Source organism: Siminovitchia fortis, from assembly GCF_007681465.1.
Lineage (GTDB): Bacteria > Bacillota > Bacilli > Bacillales > Bacillaceae_C > Siminovitchia > Siminovitchia fortis.
Genome location: NZ_VEKZ01000010.1, coordinates 24193 through 44409, shown reverse-complemented (window position 1 = coordinate 44409; position 20217 = coordinate 24193). Strand labels below are relative to the sequence as shown.

Annotated in this window: 20 protein-coding genes and 1 pseudogene; 11 read left to right on the top strand and 10 right to left on the bottom strand. The window is 41.4% G+C overall.

Translation table 11 applies throughout. The features are described 5' to 3' along the window. Positions 1–34: 34 nt before the first annotated feature. Complete coding sequence (locus FS666_RS05465; RefSeq protein ID WP_144460959.1) at positions 35–649, bottom strand: superoxide dismutase; 615 nt, start codon at positions 647–649, stop codon at positions 35–37. A 561-nt stretch (positions 650–1210) separates the two neighbouring features. Between FS666_RS05465 and psiE the strand changes: the two genes are divergently transcribed. After that, positions 1211–1648: a phosphate-starvation-inducible protein PsiE gene (gene psiE / locus FS666_RS05460; RefSeq protein WP_144460960.1), complete on the top strand. Its 438-nt coding sequence runs from the start codon at positions 1211–1213 to the stop codon at positions 1646–1648. A gap of 115 nt (positions 1649–1763) precedes the next feature. Here psiE and FS666_RS05455 read toward each other — a convergent pair whose 3' ends face one another. Beyond that, on the bottom strand, positions 1764–1886 hold the full coding sequence (locus tag FS666_RS05455; protein WP_306428779.1) for an anti-repressor SinI family protein: 123 nt from the start codon (positions 1884–1886) through the stop codon (positions 1764–1766). A gap of 215 nt (positions 1887–2101) precedes the next feature. After that, on the bottom strand, positions 2102–2788 hold the full coding sequence (locus tag FS666_RS05450) for a response regulator transcription factor (RefSeq protein ID WP_144460961.1): 687 nt from the start codon (positions 2786–2788) through the stop codon (positions 2102–2104). 353 nt (positions 2789–3141) lie between these two features. Between FS666_RS05450 and FS666_RS05445 the strand changes: the two genes are divergently transcribed. The 5 genes and pseudogenes from FS666_RS05445 to FS666_RS05430 all read left to right on the top strand — a co-directional run bounded on the left by FS666_RS05445 (position 3142) and on the right by FS666_RS05430 (position 8359). Continuing rightward, positions 3142–5100 (top strand): sensor histidine kinase, encoded by a 1959-nt coding sequence (locus tag FS666_RS05445; protein WP_144460962.1) that lies wholly within the window; start codon positions 3142–3144, stop codon positions 5098–5100. A gap of 129 nt (positions 5101–5229) precedes the next feature. Further along, positions 5230–5847, top strand: coding sequence for a class I SAM-dependent methyltransferase (locus tag FS666_RS05440; RefSeq protein ID WP_144460963.1), 618 nt, complete (start codon positions 5230–5232; stop codon positions 5845–5847). A 2-nt stretch (positions 5848–5849) separates the two neighbouring features. Continuing rightward, positions 5850–6449 (top strand): class I SAM-dependent methyltransferase, encoded by a 600-nt coding sequence (locus FS666_RS05435; RefSeq protein ID WP_144460964.1) that lies wholly within the window; start codon positions 5850–5852, stop codon positions 6447–6449. Positions 6450–6905: 456 nt separating this feature from the next. Continuing rightward, positions 6906–7250, top strand: a pseudogene (locus FS666_RS20175) (transposase); the annotation flags it as partial. Between the two features lie 122 nt (positions 7251–7372). After that, positions 7373–8359 carry an IS3 family transposase gene (locus FS666_RS05430; RefSeq protein ID WP_313957126.1) on the top strand — a complete coding sequence of 329 codons (987 nt, stop codon included), beginning with the start codon at positions 7373–7375 and terminating at the stop codon, positions 8357–8359. A gap of 131 nt (positions 8360–8490) precedes the next feature. On the opposite strand, the gene FS666_RS05425 is transcribed toward FS666_RS05430, so the two are convergent. After that, entirely contained in the window at positions 8491–8700 is a 210-nt protein-coding gene (locus tag FS666_RS05425) for a hypothetical protein (RefSeq protein WP_120117816.1), read from the bottom strand. A gap of 187 nt (positions 8701–8887) precedes the next feature. Between FS666_RS05425 and FS666_RS05420 the strand changes: the two genes are divergently transcribed. Together FS666_RS05420 and FS666_RS05415 are read left to right on the top strand one after the other, a co-directional pair. Beyond that, a complete protein-coding gene (locus FS666_RS05420; RefSeq protein ID WP_144460966.1) occupies positions 8888–9595 on the top strand; it encodes an MOSC domain-containing protein in 708 nt (235 codons plus the stop codon). A 165-nt stretch (positions 9596–9760) separates the two neighbouring features. Beyond that, the gene (locus FS666_RS05415; RefSeq protein ID WP_144460967.1) at positions 9761–11611 is read left to right on the top strand and encodes an SLC13 family permease; all 1851 of its coding nucleotides are present in this window, start codon (positions 9761–9763) and stop codon (positions 11609–11611) included. Positions 11612–11668: 57 nt separating this feature from the next. Here FS666_RS05415 and FS666_RS05410 read toward each other — a convergent pair whose 3' ends face one another. Together FS666_RS05410 and FS666_RS05405 are read right to left on the bottom strand one after the other, a co-directional pair. Beyond that, positions 11669–12529 carry a fructosamine kinase family protein gene (locus FS666_RS05410; RefSeq protein ID WP_244943851.1) on the bottom strand — a complete coding sequence of 287 codons (861 nt, stop codon included), beginning with the start codon at positions 12527–12529 and terminating at the stop codon, positions 11669–11671. 195 nt (positions 12530–12724) lie between these two features. Continuing rightward, a complete protein-coding gene (locus FS666_RS05405) occupies positions 12725–13168 on the bottom strand; it encodes a DinB family protein (RefSeq protein WP_164876370.1) in 444 nt (147 codons plus the stop codon). 323 nt (positions 13169–13491) lie between these two features. Between FS666_RS05405 and hprK the strand changes: the two genes are divergently transcribed. After that, complete coding sequence (gene hprK / locus FS666_RS05400; protein WP_120074335.1) at positions 13492–14412, top strand: HPr(Ser) kinase/phosphatase; 921 nt, start codon at positions 13492–13494, stop codon at positions 14410–14412. Between the two features lie 165 nt (positions 14413–14577). Here the strand turns inward: hprK and FS666_RS05395 are convergent, their stop codons facing one another. The 4 genes from FS666_RS05395 to FS666_RS05380 all read right to left on the bottom strand — a co-directional run bounded on the left by FS666_RS05395 (position 14578) and on the right by FS666_RS05380 (position 17726). Then, positions 14578–16230: a b(o/a)3-type cytochrome-c oxidase subunit 1 gene (locus FS666_RS05395; RefSeq protein WP_144460968.1), complete on the bottom strand. Its 1653-nt coding sequence runs from the start codon at positions 16228–16230 to the stop codon at positions 14578–14580. Then, the gene (locus FS666_RS05390; RefSeq protein ID WP_144460969.1) at positions 16227–16700 is read right to left on the bottom strand and encodes a cytochrome c oxidase subunit II; all 474 of its coding nucleotides are present in this window, start codon (positions 16698–16700) and stop codon (positions 16227–16229) included. Before FS666_RS05390 ends, FS666_RS05395 begins: the two co-directional genes overlap by 4 nt. Positions 16701–16722: 22 nt before the next feature. Next, positions 16723–16845: a cytochrome C oxidase subunit II gene (locus tag FS666_RS05385; RefSeq protein ID WP_120074341.1), complete on the bottom strand. Its 123-nt coding sequence runs from the start codon at positions 16843–16845 to the stop codon at positions 16723–16725. Positions 16846–17039: 194 nt separating this feature from the next. Beyond that, a complete protein-coding gene (locus FS666_RS05380) occupies positions 17040–17726 on the bottom strand; it encodes a Crp/Fnr family transcriptional regulator (RefSeq protein WP_144460970.1) in 687 nt (228 codons plus the stop codon). Positions 17727–17865: 139 nt separating this feature from the next. On the opposite strand from FS666_RS05380, the gene FS666_RS05375 reads away from it, so the two are divergent. Together FS666_RS05375 and FS666_RS05370 are read left to right on the top strand one after the other, a co-directional pair. Further along, positions 17866–18600, top strand: coding sequence for a gamma-glutamyl-gamma-aminobutyrate hydrolase family protein (locus FS666_RS05375; RefSeq protein ID WP_186306518.1), 735 nt, complete (start codon positions 17866–17868; stop codon positions 18598–18600). Positions 18601–19034: 434 nt separating this feature from the next. Continuing rightward, positions 19035–20210 carry a ParM/StbA family protein gene (locus FS666_RS05370; protein WP_120074347.1) on the top strand — a complete coding sequence of 392 codons (1176 nt, stop codon included), beginning with the start codon at positions 19035–19037 and terminating at the stop codon, positions 20208–20210. Positions 20211–20217 lie beyond the last annotated feature (7 nt).

Sequence of the window (20217 nt, the reverse complement as noted above, 5' to 3'; positions counted from 1 at the left end):
GCTAAATGGCATACGAATGACTTCAACTATTAACTTACTTCAACGCTTCCAAATACAATTCATTCACTTTATCCCAATTCACAGTGTTCCACCAATTCGTGACGAATTCCGGTCGTCTGTTCTGATACTTTAAATAATAAGCATGCTCCCAGACATCAATGACAAGCAGCGGTTTTTTCCCGGCCATTAATGGAGTGTCCTGATTTGCTGTACTTATGACTTCTAACTCATTCCCATTAAGTACTAGCCAGCCGTATCCACTGCCAAACCGGGAAATGGCGGCTTTGGACAGCTTATCTTTAAAGTCATCAAAGGTTTTAAAGTAAAAGTCGATGGCTTTGGCTATATCTCCTTTTGGTTCATCACCTCCTTTAGGACTCATCACTTCCCAAAATAGGCTATGACAATAATGCCCTCCGCCGTTATTTCTTACACCTGTCTGCACTTCTTCAGGCAAAGAGTTTAAGTTGCTGAGCAAGTATTCAACAGGCTTACTTTTTAAATCATCGTACCCGGCTAATACATTATTTAAATTATTGACGTATGTAGCATGATGTTTATCATGGTGAATCTCCAATGTTCGTCCGTCAATATATGGCTCTAGTTCATCATAATCATAGCTTAGCGCGGGTAAAACAAATGAAGACATTCCGATATCTCCTTCCTTTTTTCTCAATTAAGTTTACTATGGTAAAAAAAGTTTACCTAATGCAAAATCTACAATATCTATATTCAAAAGTCAATTGACTTGTGAAAAAATAGGAATTTAGTATGACATTGATATCGGGATAAGCTATTTAAAGAGTGAACTTCTTGACTTCAATCGCATTTCCGCATGAAGGGAGTCGTATTTAACTTCGTTCAGCAGAAATCTCCCACTTCTGTAAGTGGTGAGATGAATGCCTATTGGTATTCCATTCAGTGGGGGGGGCAAACCCCGGCTGAATAAAGTCAAAGCCTCCGGCGGATGCTACAGATTTTCAGAGGAAATTTATCGAGCGGAGCTCGATAAAATCTGGGCGCAAATACGCTAAGGCGCATTTGATAAGGTTAAAAAATGGCAATTTGAATCCTGAGTCCAAGTGGTGTGTATAGGCCCCAATAAGCAATTCCAAGTAGCCTTAATTTGTCATACAATCGATCATTTTCTAAATAAATCTCAAAGGAGGAATCGTTTAAAATAAAAGTAGAAAAGTCAGAGGAGGCGTAGATGAATAAACTAAAGAGTTTAACTTTGGAACAGTTGATTCCGAAAGTGCTACAGGCCGTACTTAATATTTCACTCATTTTCTTGGCAATCATTTTATCCGCGCTACTTGTTCAAGAGCTGTTCATTTTCGGCCAAATTCTGCTGCAAAAAGAAAACAATGATTATAAGCTTTTCCTGGCGAATATCCTTCTTTTCTTTTTATACTTTGAGTTCATCACCATGATTGTCAAATATTTTAAAGAGGATTATCATTTTCCCCTGAGATACTTTCTCTACATCGGCATCACAGCGATGATCAGATTGATCATCGTCGATCACGACCATCCCATCAATACTTTGCTTTATTCGCTAGTCATTCTTATTCTAATTATTGGCTATTTCATTATGAATATTACACCTCGTGAAAGACCTGATAGCAGGTGGTTTTTTAAAAATTAAATTTTTGAATGACCATTAATTTGGGAATCGATTTAAGGATTTTTTGATTATCATTGGTGTCGATAATGAATAGAGAAAAAAACGCGGGTTAATTGATTAGGCCAGTCCTAATCAATTAACCCGTGTTTTTTTCTGTTCTTATCTGTTCTTTTAATAAAAACTCTCTGATTTCTTCCAATGTCAATCCCATATGCTTAGCTAGCGTAATCAACTCCACCCATTCTGGATCTAATGCCACTTTCAAAATAAGGCCCCCTCCTTATGTATCTGTAGCAATTAAAAACATTTTATCGTACATAGGTTAAAATGAAGTTAAAAAAATAAATTATTGGGAAAATTTATTTGTTTTTTAAAAGAATAAAAGACTGTCTAGGGCTCAAACAGGAGATAGACAGCCTTAAGACAGAGAAAACGATACTTTTTGTTGGGAAAATTCAAGATGAAATGCTTAATTTAGTGATTTCCTATAGAGAGTTTATAACCGAATCCTCTCTCTGTCTGAATGTATTTTGGCTTTTTAGGGTTGTCCTCAATCTTTTTTCTCAGGGTGCTTAAATGAACCTGGACTGTTTTCAGGTCTGCATTTGAATCCATTCCCCATATACGATCATAAAGCTGTTCTGCGCTGAATACTTGGTTTGGGTTTTGGGCCAAGTAGAAGAGGAGCATCTTTTCTTTAGTAAATAGGTCGACTTTTAGGTTGTTTTTATGAACCGTCTTATTCATAAGGTTGATCGTCAAATCTCCCAGCTTTAAAATTTCGGAAGCTGCCAAGCCGGTTCTTCTAATGTTCGCTTTAACCCTAGCAATCAATTCAACAGGGTCGAATGGTTTAATGATAAAGTCGTCGCAACCGATCTCAAAACCCTCAAGCACGATGTTTTTTGACTTTTCACCAGTAATAAATATGAGGATGCCATCGGACTTTTCTCTGAACTTCCGAGCAACATCAAAGCCATTTTTGTCCGGGAGGTGAATATCAAGCAGGAGAATGTCAGGTGTCATTTCATCAATTAAACGCATCCCCTCAGATGCGCTTGCTGATGAAAGGACGATAAATCCTTCCTTCTCGAGATAAAGACGGAGAATAGTGATAATGGAGTGCTCGTCTTCAACAATTAATATTTTAATTGTATTCATGGCAATCCCCTTCCTATTTCAGCTACGAGATAACCCTTATCTATGGGATAAAGGCATTAAAGAGTTTTTGGGGAAGGATACAAATCCATAATCCTCTTATTACGAAAAATAATTAAATTAGTGTTTAATTATTATATCAATTTAGTTCCCTCTATTCATAACTTTACAAATATTGTCGAACGATTTCTGAAAAAAGTAGGGATTAATCAAGTAAAATTGGGACTAAAGTTTGGATGTGATAGGGTGTTCGTGATGAAAATAAAACAAACAATCCTTTTTTTGCTATAACTTTTCTTCTAGTAGCCTGTTCAGTGAAAGAGGAGAGAGATGATACACAGCAAGGGTTATATATCATGAACCACTTTTCGAAGATCGATACAGAAAATTTGAATGGGGATTGGGAATTCTACTGGCATGAGCTGCTTTCACCTGATGATTTTAAAAGTGGGGATCAACCGTCTCCCCATTTGATGAAGGACCCTAATCCATGGAGCAGCTATGAGCTGGATGGAGAGCGGCTGCCCCAACAGGGATATGCGACCTACCGCCTGCAAATGGAATTTCCACAAAGTGAAGTAGGAACAGCCAAGGCCCTTTATATACCAGAAGTTTCATCGGCTTATAAACTTTGGATTGACGATGAACCTAAGGCTGTAAATGGAAAGGTTGGGAAAAGCACAGGTTTAATGAATCCACAAAGCATCCCCAGAACGATTCAATTTCAGGTTAACGATCAGAAAATTGAACTCGTGATGCAAGTATCCAACTTTTATCAATGGAAAGCGGGGATCGTTGACTCTATTTTAATCGGAGAGCCCGAGGTCATTGCCCAATATCGGGAAAAGAAACTTCTTTTTCGGTCGATGATTGTGATGTGCTTGGTGGTGATGGGGCTGTATCATGTAGCTTTATTTGGTTTGCGCAGAAGTGAACTGCCGCTGATTTTTTTCGGGCTGGTCTGTTTGTTCGTGTCGATAAGAGCGGTACGTTTGGACGGAATTCTTGCCTTTTATACGCTGCCATTTTTAAGCTGGGATTGGGGTAAGAAGCTTGAGTATCTGGGGGCATCCCTCGGTATCCTATTTTTTGTCTTGTATACATATACGCAGTTCCCTAAAGACATGAGTTGGAAGATAAGAAATATTATTGTTGCTACGCTGGCGTCTTATGGTCTTTTTGTTATCTTGACGCCGGCCATTGTTTTTACAAATACAATGAAGCTTCTTCAACTACTCATCGTGGTTATATTGATCTATTTAATCCATGTCGATATGAGAGCGCTTATAAAAAAACGAGAGAGCTCCTTGTTGAATGCTATAGCCAATCTATTATTCTTTCTGGCGATTATGAATGATGTCTTGTTCTATAATCATTTGATCAAAACGACTGAGTTGGCATCTGTCGGGCTGTTTTTCTTTTTATTTACACAATCTATTATTATTTCACGGCACTATTCAAAATCCTTTAAGCACACGGAAAAGCTGTCGCGTGATTTGGCGAAGCTGAATGCATCGCTGGAACAGCAAGTGCATGAACGGACGATTGAGCTCCGGCAAATGAACAGGGATCTTCAAACGGCCAATCAAAAATTAAACGAGGCCCATCAATCAAGAAGCAAATGGATACGGAATATTTACCATGAGATTGCAACTCCGCTGACAACTATACGGGCTTATACGAAAGGAATATTGGATGGCGTTATTAATTCCGATAAGAAGTTCATTCAGCTTGTTCACGAACAAAGCTTGTACCTTTCTCGAATGCTGAATGATTTGCATGACATGACGGAAATAGAGAATAGAGAGATTGCATTTAACAGGAAGAAAGTCAACGTACGTGAGTATTTGAGAAAAATTTATGACAAATACAAGATAGATATAGAAAAACAGGGGATTTTATTTCTCTATGAAGAATCGATTTCCGAAGATGATGATCTTTTTGTGTTGATAGATAAACACAGGATTGAACAAGTAATTGTCAATTTCCTAAAAAATGCTCAAAATTTTATTGAGCATGACGGAGTTATCAAATTAGCAGTGACAAAGGACGAAGGCCAACAGCTCGTTATCAAAGTTAAGGACAATGGAGCAGGTATAAATGAAAACGAAATCAATCTCGTATTCGAACGCTTCTTTCGAAGCAGGCGTCATGATGATGTGGAGAACGGCTCTGGACTAGGCTTGGCGATCGCAAAGGAAATTATTGATTATCATGGGGGAACGATAGGTGCTACAAGCAAAGAAGGGGAGGGAAGCTGCTTTTACTTTAAGCTTCCAATTGTCTCCACTGTTTCAAAGGCACACGGAAAATAAGGAGTTCGTGTGTTTTTGTATGGAACCTTAAATTATTTTTTCGTCTTTGAATATAGTAAGATGAGGAAAATGGGAAATGTTGAAGGGTTATCTGTATTTAATGAATAAAATATTTTCGGGAGCTGTTTGATGATTGATTATAAGCAAGATAAACTTTTATCTATAAAGACTACTGATGAACAGCGGATATTTCCAGCGGAACCGCATTATAACCCTTATGAACCGACCCCTTATGAGGCATTGGATCAATTGTTCTCGCGGTACAGACTGACAGCGGATGCTTGCCTTGTGGATATGGGCTGCGGAAAGGGAAGAGTCCCCTTTTATGTTCATTATCATTTTCAGGCCTCTGCCGTTGGAATCGAGATGAATCCCGCTTTGTATGAGGATGCGCTTAAGAACAAAGCAAGCTATAGCAGAAAGGCAAAGCGTAGAAGAGGAAGCGTTGAATTTCATTGTATACTGGCACAGGAATATAATATACAACCGGGGGATAATGTATTTTTCTTTTTTAATCCCTTTTCTGCACAAATTTTTATGACGGTTGTACAGCATATTTTGGAGTCCGTTGAAAAATATCCTCGCACAATCGACCTGATTTTGTATTACTCATCCAACGAATATGTATATTATTTGTTGAATCACACTCAGTTCAAGCTTGTGGAGGAAGTCCGGCTGGATTGCTTTTATGAACGTAATGATCATGAACGAATTTTGATCTATCGAATGAACAAAGGAGGACTTTAAAAATGGGAAACAAGTGGCATGAGCGATTTGATACGGAAGAATATATTTACGGTGAGGAACCGAATTCTTTTATCAAAAGTGAAGCAGGCCGGCTGAGGGATTGCCCGGCTGTAGTTTGTTTCGCCGAAGGAGAAGGGCGGAATGCTGTCTTTTTAGCAAAAAAAGGGCATAAAGTGACGGCTCTAGATTATGCGGAGAGCGGTCTTCAGAAAACTCAGAAGCTGGCTGAAAAAAATCAGGTGAAAGTGGAGACCCAAAGGGCGAACCTCTTAGAATACGAGGCAGAAGCTGACCAATTTGATGCGGCAGTCATGGTATTCGGCCATTTTTATGGACAAGACCAAAAGAACGTCTTTGAAAAACTACTGAAAGCGGTCAAGCCTGGTGGAATCATTATGTTAGAAGTGTACTCAAAAGAGCAGATCGAATATGGAACAGGCGGCCCTCGTGATGTGGAGATGCTGTATGATCCTCAAGATATGCTTGAATGGAGCCGCGGCCACCACATCATACACTTTTTCTATGGAGAACAGGTCAGGGAGGAAGGAATACTTCATACAGGAAAAGCACACGTCATCCAATTGGTGTTAAAAAAGAACTGATTGCATGTTATTCTATTGATCTTTCGGGAGCAATTTATAAGAACCGTCGTAAATGTTTTAAATGAATAAACTCCACTATTCTGCATTAGTACAAATAGCGGAATTTGTCCTCATTCAAGGGGTACTATAAGCTTCCTATAAGAGAGGGTTTTCCCATCCCGCTAAAGGTATACATCTTTTTGCTAAAAAAAGAGAGAGTGTTTTTGCATCCTCATTCCCGGGAAACCAATTCCATTCCATGATATTTATAGAGCAGAGGATAAACCTCTTTGTATATTCTAACGCTAATGAGATATTTTTCAGGGTAAGCACTATCCGTTAAATCTTAGATGCTTAAACACTTAAGCTCTAAAGGGTGATCAGCTTGTAGAGAAAGTAGGTGTATTTTCTCACAAGCTTTTTTATTTTACATTTGGATTTTTGTGGTTTTGTTAATAATAAAAAGACTCCCATGTGATGTGCACCCCAAAAGTTAGACTAATCAATTCTAACTTTTGGGGTGTTTTTGTGGTTAAATATAATGAAGGATTCAAACAAAAAGTGGTTGATGCTTATTTAGCTGGTGAAGGTGGATATTGTTCATTGGCTAATAGATTTGGAATTCAAAGTAAAACGAATATAAGAAAATGGGTCAGTGCGTTCCAACAGTTTGGGAAACAGGGCTTGGTTACCAAAAAGGCGAGCGCGACTTATCCTGTTCAATTTAAATTAGATGTCATAGACTATAAATTAAGAACAGGAGATTCCTTTGAAGAAGTGGCCAGGAAATTTGGCATTACTGAACCGCCTATGATTCTTAATTGGTTGAAGAAATGGCAAAATCAAGGCGTTGAAGGACTCTCTAAAACAAAGGGGCGTCCATCCATGTCCAACAAGCCAAAGAAGAAAAAGAATGAGAAAAAGTTGACGAAAGAACAACAGCTATTAAAAGAAATAGAATTACTTCGTGCAGAGAATGCCTATTTAAAAAAGCTCCGAGCTTCAGGGATAAATATTCCGAGCCGACTGCTAAAACAGAATTCAGAGTCATCCACGAACTCAGGAAAGAATTCAAATTAGCTGTTATCCTTGAGGCAACAGGCTTCCCAAAGGCAACCTATATGTATTGGCAAAAACGATTTGATGATCCCAATCCAGATGAAAAGATTGAGAAGATTATCAAGGAAATCGTAGACAAGCATAATGGAAATTATGGCTATCGTCGAATTGATATGGAATTACGCAAGAGGGGCTATTGCGTAAATCACAAAAAAATCCTGCGGATTACCAACAAACTTGGCATTATTTGTACATCATACACACGTAAGTCCCGTAAATATAGTACGTACAAAGGAACCGTCGGTAAAATTTCGAAGAACCTTGTCAACCGTAGATTCTATACAAACATCCCATACCAAAAATTAACGACGGATACATCCGAATTCAAATATTGCACAACCGATACGAATGGAAAGTTAATCATCAAGAAGGCTTATTTAGATCCGTTTTTGGATATGTTTAACGGAGAAATTTTATCCTATAGGCTTTCGGAACGTCCGAACGCAAAAGCGATCTTGGATGCTTTGGAAGAAGCAATTGAAATAGCAAAAGATTGCCCCTATCGAACGACCATACACTCTGACCAGGGGTGGGGTTATCAAATGAATGCATACGTAAAGAAACTAAAAGATCATGACATATTCCAAAGTATGTCCCGAAAAGGGAACTGCCTGGATAATTCGCCCATGGAAAATTTCTTTGGCATAATGAAGCAGGAAATGTATTATGGGAAAGTTTATCACTCATTTGAAGAGTTGAAGCAAGCAGTGACTAATTACATTTTTTACTATAACAACGAACGGATAAAAGCAAAGTTGACTGGCATGAGCCCGGTTGAATACCGTCTTCATACCAGCCAACTAGCTGCTTAATATTTAAGTCTAACTTTTGGGGTTCAGTACAATGCACCAAGACTTTCCTGGCCAGGTGCATAGCAATCGAACTTGTAAAGAAAAAACGTTTTTTTGCAAGATGAGAAAAGGTCTTTGTCTTTCCCTTTTAATTATTTTTCACACGAAAAAGAGTAATCTAAGTTAAAAAATGTCATTTCTACAGCTATTTCACCATCTAAATCAAGACAGCCTTCAGAAAGAGCACTAATTTCCTTGCTATTAAAATAAATTTTAGAAGAAATTAAGAACGATGCGACTACGATAATTAATGTAACTATAATGGATAACCGTTGTGGAATTGTTAATTTTTTCAGCCCCATTGAATCCCATCCCTTTTTATTTTAAGATTCCTTTTTACTTTACTATACGCGCTCTTATTTTGCTTCACTAGACTATTTTGCTTTTATTGTTGATCAATCCCACCTACTACTAATAAGGTGCTCTGCTCTTTTTTTGGCAATGATGTTAAAAGAAAGCTAAAATATAACTATAGGTGGGGATACTGTAATGGACGTATTGCTGGAACGAATCTATGTTGGGCAGCCGAAGACTGTCGGAGAAAAGGATGCTGCTCTTCCAATGGATCGTGAGTGGAGGAGCGGGATATTTAAAGAGCCTGTTGAAGGTCCTATATGGTTAGAGAAAACCAACTTGGTTGGAGACGGCCAGGCAGATTTGAAACATCATGGCGGACCTGAAAAGGCAGTATTTGCTTATCCTTCGGAACACTATTTATTTTGGCGAAAAGAGCTTCCGGATACAGAAATTTTTCCAGGCGGGATGGGAGAAAACTTTTCTTTGATAAATCAGCTTGAAAACTCTGTTTCAATCGGAGATATTTACGAAATCGGCGATGCTGTGATCCAGGTATCACAGCCGAGGCAGCCGTGTTGGAAGCCTGCTCGCCGGTTCAAAGTAAAGAATCTGGCATTGCTATTGCAAAATTCAGGTCGAACAGGCTGGTACTACCGTGTATTGAAAGTGGGGCGCGTTGAAGCCGGACAGGAACTGGCACTAATTGATCGGCCATATCCTCATTGGACGATTGAAAAATGTAATACAATCATGCACGTGGAGAAATATAATGTAGAAGAGGCAAAATTACTATCTCAATGTGAAGCTCTATCGCTAAATTGGAGAACCACTTTGGAGAAGCGGATTGAAAAAGGGGAAGACCCGGATGTTAGAAAAAGAGTGATTGGGCCGAACGAATAATATTATAGATTGGAGCATCTGTTACATACTGCGTCAATTTGTCGCTCAAAATGCTCGAATCGAGGCCGTGATTACACGAATTCATCACAAATTTCCGCGAATTTCGTGAGCGGTTCTCAACATTTTGCTATACAATTGACAATAAGCTTCTAAGAAAGGATTCAGATGACTTTGGACCTTATTTTGACATTCATTATTTTGGCTATCACGATCATTTTATTCATGTCCAACCGGATACGGGCGGATTTAGTGGCGGTCATGGCATTGTTGGCATTTGTTCTGACGGGAATCTTAAGTCCGACAGAAGCCCTTGTTGGTTTTTCCAACTCGGTTGTCATAATGGTCGCCGGATTGTTTATTATTGGAGCGGGGATTTTACGTACAGGGCTTGCACAAATGGCCAGCAACTTCGTGCTTCGTTCCGCAGGGGATAATGAGAATAAACTGTTCGTCATTTTGCTGATTATTGTAGCGTTTATCGGAACATTTATGAGCAATACAGGTACGGTTGCCATCATGCTGCCGATTGTCGTGAGTATTGCTATTAGCATAAAAAGTACACCATCTAAATTTTTAATTCCGCTGTCGTACGTGGCAAGCTTTTCCGGACTGTTGACGCTCATTGCGTCGCCTGCCAACCTGATTGTCAGCGAGACGCTTGCTGAAAACGGATATGAAAAGCTAAGCTTCTTTGACATTACACCAGTGGGTCTTGTTGGTGTCATTACAGGCATTATTTATTTATATTTGGTTCGCAATAAGTTGCTTCCTAAGGGGAAGAACAGGGGAAATGCAGAAGACGAGCATCAATTATCTCCGGAACAACTCGCGGATGACTATCAGCTCGGAGGAAAACTGTTTCGAGTAAGGGTGCCGGAAGACTCAGAAATGGTCGACAAAAAGCTAACGGAATTGGGAACACCGGCTAGCTATAAAGTATATATTTTAAAAATCGTGAGAAAATCGGCAGAGGGTCTGAATTTATTGCCAATGACCTACCATGAAATGGCCGGTCCGAATAGTGTCATCCAGCCGAAGGATATTCTTTATTTGCAGGGAACTTTGGAAAACGTGGAAAGAATGGTGGAGGACTTCGGTTTAATGTTTGAAGAAGAGGAGTCTGAGGCCGATGAGCTGGTGTCAAAGCAGCTCGGAATCGCGGAAGTCTTGCTGACTCCGCATTCCACTTTAATTAATCAGACTGCCAAAAGCATCGGATTTAGGGAAAAGTATAACCTAAATATCCTAGGCATTAACCGCCAGGGGCAATATGTTTTGAAAGAGCCGTCGAAACAGAAGCTTCGTTTCGGGGATGCGTTGCTTGTTCAGGGGTCCTGGTCTTCAATAGAACTACTGGCTCGAGAAACGAACGACGTAGTCGTTGTGGGACAGCCACAAGAGCATGCTAGTGCGGCTGCTGCAAGCGGCAAGGCGCCGATCGCGGCGGGAATTATTTTATTGATGGTTTTTCTAATGGTCTTTGATATTTTTCCTACAGTGATTTCAGTTTTAATCGGAGCAGTATTAATGATTTTGACAGGCTGTCTCAGAAATATGGATGATGCTTACAGCCAGGTCAACTTCGAAACCATCGTGCTTGTTGCCGCCATGCTTCCGATCGCTACAGCTTTGGAAAAAACGGGCGGAATCATGATTCTGTCGGAAGGGATCATCAAGACGCTCGGCGGATTGGGAAGTCTGGGTGTGTTTGCCGGCATCTATCTGCTGGCCATGACGTTCGGCCAATTCATCAGCAACACAGCAACGGCCGTCCTGTTTGCACCTATTGCAATGAATGCGGCCCTAACCATCGATGCCAACCCGTACACATTTCTAATAGGGGTGGCCGTCGCGTCGAACATGGCCTTTGCGACACCTGTTGCATCCCCTACAAACGCAATGGTGATGACGGCGGGGGGCTACAAGGTCTCTGATTTCGTCAAAATCGGAGTGCCGTTGATGGCAGTTGTTTTTGTCATTATGCTGTTTGCAATCCCCTTTTTCTTCCCATTGTAAAAAGGTCAAAAAAGGGGTCAGGCCCCCACTGCGTTAACGCAGTGGGGGCCTGACCCCTTACACATAACGCTGTAACACGGCATCGACTTGCCCGCCGTACGTTTCTCCAAAAATGTTCAAGTGCACGAGCAGGTAATAGAGCTGGTACAAAGGCTTGATCTCCTCATAATAGTCAGCAATTGGAAATTCACCTGCATATGCCTCATAAAATACCGGTTTGAACCCCCCGAACAGTTCAGTAAAGGCGAATTCAAAATGCCTGTCTCCGTATAGAAAGGACGGATCTATTAAATAAGGCTTACCGCCGGGACCCGACAGCCAGTTTCCGCCCCAAAGATCGCCATGTAAATAAGAAGGAGGGACCTCATCGGGAATCCAATCTCCCAGCCGCTCAAGAAGCCTTTCCAAACGATCCCGTCGCTTTCCCTTTATTGTCTGCTGCCGAATCCCTTGTTCAAATTGGGCTTTAAGTCTCTTGTCGCGATAATAATCCAACCAGCTGGAAAAAAGTCCGTTCGGTTGAGGAAGCGTTCCGATAAACGTATCTTTATTGAAACCATGCTTTTTTCCGTAATTTTGGTGCATTACCGCTAACTGTTCTCCCAGTTGTATTTGTGTTTTCGAAGTTTCCCGCCCCTCCAACCATTCCATGACCAGAAAAGCTTCCCCCTTCTTATCAGAAAAGGCGAGCACGTCAGGGACAGAGACGGACTTGGTCGATTTGATCAGCCGCAAGCCGTCTGCCTCCAACTCGAAAAAGCCGCTAGGCGAATTCACGTGATACTTTATAAAATATCTGCTTCTCTCCGTTTCCACAAAAAAACTTTCATTGATGGAGCCGCCTGCAACCCGCTTTACTTTTTTGACTGAAGAATGATCATTTGCTTTGTATAAAGACTGCCGAATGATTTGATTCACGGAATATCGCCTCCTCATTGCAATCAATGGTAACATGGCGGATAAAGATGTATAGCAAGGGGAAGGCGGCAGGATGAACCGCGCAAGCAAAGAAAAGGCTGACAGCATTTATGATGGTTATTATGAGTTCCCGTGATTACTATTCATGAAAAAAGCTGCAAGTTTTGCGAAAAGGCGTTTGTTTCCCAATAATCTTCATTTCATCACATACTGCATGGACTTGACGATTCCCAAATGAATGCCGTCATGCCAGGTGACGAACTGCAGGGCCGCGTCAACTGTATCAAGCTTTAAATAGCGGATGTCGACCGTTTCGGACGCCGCATTATCCAACTTTCCATTAAAAAACTCCATTATTCGCTCACCCTGATTTTTTAATGCTTCCATGATTTCCTCGACAGCAGGAGGTTCTTTGTCCCATTTAAACGGGCTTGTCCCATCGATAAAAAAGTCGAACCACTCAGGGTGGATAATTTCGTAAGTTTTATCGGCTTTGCTTAGGTAATCTTCTGCCGTTACGTACATGTGGCCGGCGTTCCACCGGATCGTATTGGGAAAGCCTTTAATCCGTTCGTCCCAAGTGCCTTCTTTCGTATTCCCCAACGCAATCAATAAAGCGGCGCGAGAATATTCGAACATATGTAATGTCTCCATCTCTTTCCACACCCTTTATCCTTGTTTTACAACATTATATTCCAGTGGTACAGGTACTTCCAATCATTTGACTTATTCACCCTTTCCATATTTCTCATTAGGATATTGACCGGAAATATTTCCAGCCCGTTGTGCTTTTAAAAAAATTCCCGGCTTATTTCCGGCAAAGGACAATTATGACAATTATTTAGAGATTTTTCGACAAAAGCATGCAAGCGCTTTAATTAGGGAATTATGATGATGACGTTTCCTCTTTTTTCAAGTATAATCCTGAATCATAAGGTATTAGATATGGAGAGTGCATCGACTTGAAAACGATAACAGTTAAGGAATTAATCAATAGATTTTCGTTGGAGGTTTTGGCTGGAGAAGACCACCTGGACCGAAAAATCACAACGAATCGAGCACATCGCCCGGGTTTGGAGTTTGTCGGCTATTTCGACTTTTTCCCTACCGAGCTCGTGCAGGTGCTTGGGGTAAAAGAACTCACCTTTTTAAAAAAGCTAAGCGATGAGGAGCAGAAGCTGCGGATAGGGAATATCGTGAATTATCATCCTCCTTGCTTCATCATCACGGCGCAGCAGGATAGCCTGAACTATTTGACGGAATACTGCGTTCAGGAAGGGATTCCCCTGCTTCGTACAGATGATGATCCGACTTCCGAGTTCATCAGGAAGCTGGATGCCTATTTGTTAAAGGCGTTGGCTCCGGAAATGGCCATCCACGGCGTTTGTGTCAATGTTTCGGGTATCGGGGTCCTGCTGCGGGGAAAATCGGGCATCGGAAAAAGCGAGACTGCCCATACATTAATACGCAGGGGGCATCGGCTTGTAGCGGATGATATTGTCACATTGAAAAAACTTGGGCCACAGACGCTCCTTGGCACGCACGACAATCATACGAGGGAACTGCTCGCCTTAAGAAGCATAGGACTTGTCAATGTAGTCCGCCTGTACGGCAGGGAAGCGTTCCAGGACCAGTCAAGAATTGTCCTGGATATTGAGTTGACGAAATGGCAGGAAGACTCCCTGAACAATGAATTGGAGCACGAGCCCAAGTTCACAGACTATATGGGGGTCAAAATTCCCCATATTGAAATCCAGCTCCAGCCGGGCCGCGATGTGGCGGGTCTCATCGAAGCCGCTGCCACTAACTGGTACCTCCAGCGTGAGGGATACAGTGCGGCAGAGGAATTTTCAAAGCGGCTGGGAATCGATCATTCATATTAGAGAAGAAAAGACGGAGCATTGCTCCGCCTTTTTTTGGGGTCAGACCTCTGTTTCCAAAAAACCCCAATCAATCCGTTGAATTTTTAATTTCTACTCCAATCACCATGGTGACCATTGTGACGATAAGCATCGAAGATACAACCATGAACATATAATATCAACTCCTTACCAAGTGATGAATCCTCTGGAACCCGGAGGTGCATGCTGGATCATGTCGGCAAGCGGGAGGGCATATGCCATAACAATGAGTGCCAGTGCAATACCGACCCATATTCCCCAGTTTTCCAAGAATTTAGAAGTATGAGATGTATCGCTTTCCGCGATTGGAAATTCAACAAGATCTTTCTCTTCCTGCACTTTAGGAGAAACAAACATCAAGTTTGCTACGATATAGACTAATAGCATGGCTGAGAAAAATAATATCGTTCCACCGACGGCCATAGTAACGTGGTTTGATAGAATTCCATGGAACCATTCAGCGGCAGATTCGTTGCCGTTATACCCTGAGTAGGCTGTTCTCCGCGGTGCACCAAGCAGTCCCAGTAAATGCTGAGCGGTAGACATCAGCAGCATTCCTATCGCCCAAGATCCGATTTGAATGTGGGCAAGCTTTTGCAAGTGTTTTGGAAAGTCTCTGCCTGTCAAATACGGGATCAGCCAGAATGTCACACTCATAAATGTCATGGCAACCGGTGTTCCTACTGTAATGTGGAAATGTCCTACAACCCAAAGTGTGTTGTGTACAAGCTCGTTCAATTGAAAACTTGCATTGATGATTCCGCCTGCACCTCCTGGAATAAAGAACAGCATCGCAATGAAGAGGGAAGAAAATCGCACATCTTTCCAAGGAAGCTTTCTTAACCAGCCGAATAATCCTGTACCGCCTTTTTCCCGTCCGGAGATTTCAAATGTAGCAAACATGGAAAAGGCAGTCATCAGTGTCGGAATAATAACCATGAAGGTCAATACTACCTGCAAAAATTTCCAGAAGCTGTCGATCCCAGGCTCCGTCAGCTGATGGTGGAAGCCGACAGGGAATGAGAACAGAATGAACAATATAAATGAAAATCTTGCGAGTGAGTCACTGAAAACTTTTGTGCCGATAATCTTTGGCATGACGACGTACCAGGCCATATAAGCAGGCAGCAGCCAGAAATATACGAGCGGGTGTCCGAAATACCAGAATAAAGAGCGGCTCAATTCAACATTGATTGTATCCGTAAAACCAAATGCCCATGGCAGGTACTGGAAGACAACCGTTGCCACTACACCAAGGCAGGCGATAATCCACAAAAGCAGGGTTGCCACAGTCATGTAAGCAAACAGCGGGCTGAATTTTCCTTTGTTCTTTTTCTTCCATGCGACAAAATGTCCGAGGAGCGCAAAGCTGGATAACCATGTTCCGATGATGAATAAAGCCAATCCAAGATAATACCAGCCGCTTGCTTTCAATGGAGCGTAGAATGTATAAAGAACAGATGCTTTTCCTGCAATGATCATGACGGTTGCCATCGTTGTTCCAATGGCTGTGACCCAAAGGCCGAGCCAGGCGAACAGACTCACCTTTGGTCCGAAGGCTCCAAGCGTTTTACTCATGCCGGCAATCAGGAAGGCGAAGATAAAGAACGTTGTAAAAATAAGAGCCAGTAACACGCCGTGTGCCGTCAAGATTTGGTAGTAATCCAGAAATTTGGGAAGCTGCAATGCATCATTCCTGATGAAAACTTGGAGCAAACCGCAAAACGTTCCGATGATAAAAGCGATATAGGCAATCCCGATATTCCATAACGCAAGCTTTCTGTCTTTTACTGCAATCATGGTTCATACACCTCGATCTCTGTAGACATATAATGGTGGCCTGTTCCGCAATATTCGTTGCAGAGAACCAAATATTTTCCGGGTTTATCGAAAGTATAGCTTTTATGGGTGATCCTTCCCGGGACGGCCATCATGTTCACTTTCGTGTTGTCGATTGTAAAGCTGTGCACTACATCTGTACTCGTTAAGGTAAAAATGATTTCTTTTCCTGCAGGAACTTTAATTTCCGGAGGGTCGTATCCAAATGCCTGGGCGACCACTACCACTTCGTACCTGTTTTCATCGATCTGTCGCACTCCCGGCTTATTAAAAGGAGCCGTTTCATTGACTTTTTCCGGATCAATTATGTCCATCCCGCCTGCAGGCTCATGTCCGTGTGCAAAGGCGGTGAACCCGACGATGCTCAAAAATACGGCCAGTGATAAGATCCCGAAAATCAACCATATTTTCTCGTACTTGTGAAAATGCATAAACACTCACCTTCTTTTCTTTTTATCTGGCAACATAAAGAAAATATGTCGCAAACCACATAATGATCATAATGATTCCAACACCAAAAACACTGACAAGCGTTCCTTTAAGATTGGGCTCCGCACCATATTTGTTTTTAGCCATATTGACACCCTCCAATGCGCTCATGATTTACTTAAATCGTACCCCTGCCGGAATATTGCTACTGTGATAAAAGTCACACTTCAGTCCGAATTCACAAGACCTTCATAAGTACTTCAAAATTTAGACAAAAAGAAAAAACCGCAACATAAGTCGCGGTCTTGATTAGTTATTAAATAGGCATAACGTCGTTAGTCCTAGTCGATCCTGCAAATTTCCGCCGGGCAATTTTCACAGTGGATTTCGTCTTTTAAATATTGCAGGCTGCAGACAAAAATCTTTCCGTCCTCCATTTTAATGATGCCTTCATCTTTTAAGCCGTTCAACAAACGGTTGACGACTTCGCGGCTCATCCCGCAAAAGTTGGCAAGCTCCTGGTTTGTAAGAGGGAGATCAATGAGAATCCCGTCATTTCTTTGAACACCGTAACTATTCGTCATCCGGATCAGGGTCGAATAAAGGGCTCCTTTTTTTCCATGCAATATAAGGTCCCGGAATTTGGACTGGGTCTTCTGTTGTTGGGTGCCCATCATTTTTAAAAAACCGGCGGAAAGGCTTGGGTTTAGAAAAAGCTTCTCTTCCAGCTCTTTTTTCCCGATTTTTATACAATCGCAGTCTTCCATCACTTTCGCTTGGACCCTATAGGTGGATAGCGCACAAAACAGCCGGATTTCGCTTATAAAATCCCCCTCGCCGGAAATGTGAAAGGTGATCTCCCGGCCATCGGGCGTTATTTTTCCAATCCGGACTTTCCCTGAACGGATATAAAATATGCCGTCGGCAAGATCCCCTTCGCGAAACAGGTAGCTGCCTTTTTTAAATGTTTGTTCTTTATGTTCAATCAATAGGAGTTCCTTCAAATCATCTAAATAATTGTAACTCATGGAAGTCCTCCCGCCAATTTTAAAAATACATTTTAAATATATCTTTATTATAACATGGAAAGGGCGAAATCCACTATTCAAACTGTTGTTTTTCAGGTCTTTTGAACGGGTATGAACTTTTATGCAGGGAGTGACGTCCATGAATGAAAAAAAGCCGATGATTGGAGTTACATCAAACCTTGAATTTGTCAGGGATAATATCAGTTATACATTGTATTACAGCTATCTCGAGGCGGTAAAAAAAGCAGGCGGCATCCCGATCGTTTTAACTCTTGGTAATGAGGAAATGACAAGCGAATGGGCGGATATGGTTGACGGGGTTTTACTAACTGGTGGGAATGACATTCACCCTAAGCATTATGATGGCAGTTTACATCCAAAGCTTGGCCTTCTTACCCCAAAGTTGGATGAGTCGGATATGATGATTGTTAATAAAGCATATGAAAAGCGGCTCCCGATGCTTGGGATTTGCCGTGGGTCCCATCTTATCAACGTGGCTCTCGGCGGCACATTGTTATCGGACATCAATTCCAAAGTGGCGAATCCGGAAAAACATTTGGACAAAGGAAACCGCAGTTCTTTGCTGAGCCATAAAATTAAAATAGAAAGCGATAGTATCCTTTATTCGATTTGCGGGGAAGAGGAAGTGCAGGTGAACAGTTTCCATCATCAGGCGATCGATACACTGGGCAGCGGCCTGAGATGTACAGCTTATGCTTTTGACGGAGTCAAGGAAGCATTTGAAAGCGAAGACGGAAATATTATTGGGACCCAGTTCCATCCGGAAGAGTTGAGAAAATTTGACCGCCGGATGCACGATTTCATGAGAGTATTCATTGACAATTGCCGGATCCAGAAAAAACTGCGACTCTGACACTTCGTCGTTTCTTCGTTGAAACTTCAAAAAAACCCTACCTTTATTGTAGGGTTTCTCTCCTTCTTTTTGCATTTTATCCACTAATTCTATCGCTCTATTTTCTTTTAAGGGAGCTTCAAGAGTAAAAATCAGACAGCGCTTTTATTTGAATATAAGATCACATTTGGAAGTAAACAAAAATGTAAACATGTAAACAAAATAAGTATTGTTGTGTACGGAAAAAGTATACATGTTTACAAATGTGTGTACATGCTGATTAATCAGCTTGTGTACAAATATAGTAAACATGTATACAAGTATACGGAAAATGTGTACGTGTTATTGGCGGTGAATGTATCATTGACCGGAAAAAGAAATTCAGGTAATCTTTAATCATACTTATAGAAATTTCCATTTGGCAGTTTCACAAAAGAAAGGATGATAGTTTTTATATGGAAAATTCAAGACTTGCAGCGATTGATGTTGGAAATGACTCCTTAAAAGGCATTTTCGGTAAAATGGAGTATGAAATGAATATCCCCAATATTATTGCTAGAGATGTCGAAGACCGTCCGGTCATCGGATTGGAAGAGTTGGACAACCAAGAGCCTCTTGATGGATTACATATTCGTTTACATTCTCCTTCTCTTCAGGAAAATAACGCTGTTTACCGGGTGGGCCATTTGGCGACGCGAAGCGGCAATGCCACTGAATTGGACCCCGGAAGCAGCAAATCGGAAGAAGACCAGACGCTTGTCATGCTGTTTGCCGCGCTGGCACTTGATGCTGTTCGCGAGGAGAACAAGAAGATTTTCAAACGGAGCAATAATGTGGTCGAAGCCACTTACACTTTGGGCACAGGACTTCCTTTAAGAGAAGTGAAGGAAGGAAAAGATGTGGGCTACCGCTCTAAATTGCTTGGCTCTGTGCATCAGGTCGAGTTTTTGGTCACTCCAAAATACCAAGGAGTCAAGGTAAATATTAAATTTGAAGAAGTGAAGGTTTATCCTGAAGGGTTTGCCGCTTTTATCAATCTTGTTATGGATAATGATTTGAAAGTTATCAATAAGGATTTGATTGACCGAAGGATCATTATCCAGGATATCGGCGGATTATCTACAGATATTGCGGTAATTAAGAATAGAAAAGTGGATGATGACCGTGCGCAGGGCTTCAATCTGGGAGTATCCGAGTCACTTGATGCGATTCGTGAGGAGATCCGTTCGAAATACGGCGTTGAACTCGACAGCCGCCGGGATGTAGTTGAAATCATTACGAAAAAGAATGATAGAAACCATATTATGGTAAAAGGGAGCCGGACGAGCGTCCATGATATCGTCGACCGCATTCTTCTTGACCTTGCTAAAAAGCAATACCGCCACTTAAGAAATGTGTGGCAAAGAAACTCACAAACGGAAATCGCCTACTTTATCGGCGGAGGCTCGATCGTTTTGAAAGATTACTTGAAAGCATTGAACAATAATCTTGACGGGTATAATATCGACTTTTTTGAAGATGAAAAAGAAAGCGTCTGGATGATGGCAAATGCATACTATAAGTTGATCGCCGACTTTGAAAAAAGGAATCAAAAGGAAACTAAAGAAGAGAAAAAAGCGGTTAAAAATTAATAGGGTG

Excerpts from the sequence above, each read along its gene's own strand:
- FS666_RS05395 (WP_144460968.1), bottom strand. The coding sequence starts at position 16,230 with ATGATTGCAGTAAAAGACAGAAAGCTTGCGTTATGGAATATCGGGATT.
- FS666_RS05385 (WP_120074341.1), bottom strand. The coding sequence starts at position 16,845 with ATGGCTAAAAACAAATATGGTGCGGAGCCCAATCTTAAAGGAACGCTT.
- FS666_RS05380 (WP_144460970.1), bottom strand. The coding sequence starts at position 17,726 with ATGAGTTACAATTATTTAGATGATTTGAAGGAACTCCTATTGATTGAA.
- FS666_RS05465 (WP_144460959.1), bottom strand. The coding sequence starts at position 649 with ATGTCTTCATTTGTTTTACCCGCGCTAAGCTATGATTATGATGAACTA.
- psiE (WP_144460960.1), top strand. The coding sequence starts at position 1,211 with ATGAATAAACTAAAGAGTTTAACTTTGGAACAGTTGATTCCGAAAGTG.
- FS666_RS05420 (WP_144460966.1), top strand. The coding sequence starts at position 8,888 with ATGGACGTATTGCTGGAACGAATCTATGTTGGGCAGCCGAAGACTGTC.
- FS666_RS05405 (WP_164876370.1), bottom strand. The coding sequence starts at position 13,168 with ATGTTCGAATATTCTCGCGCCGCTTTATTGATTGCGTTGGGGAATACG.
- FS666_RS05370 (WP_120074347.1), top strand. The coding sequence starts at position 19,035 with ATGGAAAATTCAAGACTTGCAGCGATTGATGTTGGAAATGACTCCTTA.
- FS666_RS05425 (WP_120117816.1), bottom strand. The coding sequence starts at position 8,700 with ATGGGGCTGAAAAAATTAACAATTCCACAACGGTTATCCATTATAGTT.
- FS666_RS05390 (WP_144460969.1), bottom strand. The coding sequence starts at position 16,700 with ATGCATTTTCACAAGTACGAGAAAATATGGTTGATTTTCGGGATCTTA.
- FS666_RS05435 (WP_144460964.1), top strand. The coding sequence starts at position 5,850 with ATGGGAAACAAGTGGCATGAGCGATTTGATACGGAAGAATATATTTAC.
- FS666_RS05450 (WP_144460961.1), bottom strand. The coding sequence starts at position 2,788 with ATGAATACAATTAAAATATTAATTGTTGAAGACGAGCACTCCATTATC.
- FS666_RS05375 (WP_186306518.1), top strand. The coding sequence starts at position 17,866 with ATGAATGAAAAAAAGCCGATGATTGGAGTTACATCAAACCTTGAATTT.
- FS666_RS05445 (WP_144460962.1), top strand. The coding sequence starts at position 3,142 with ATGAACCACTTTTCGAAGATCGATACAGAAAATTTGAATGGGGATTGG.
- FS666_RS05415 (WP_144460967.1), top strand. The coding sequence starts at position 9,761 with ATGACTTTGGACCTTATTTTGACATTCATTATTTTGGCTATCACGATC.
- FS666_RS05440 (WP_144460963.1), top strand. The coding sequence starts at position 5,230 with ATGATTGATTATAAGCAAGATAAACTTTTATCTATAAAGACTACTGAT.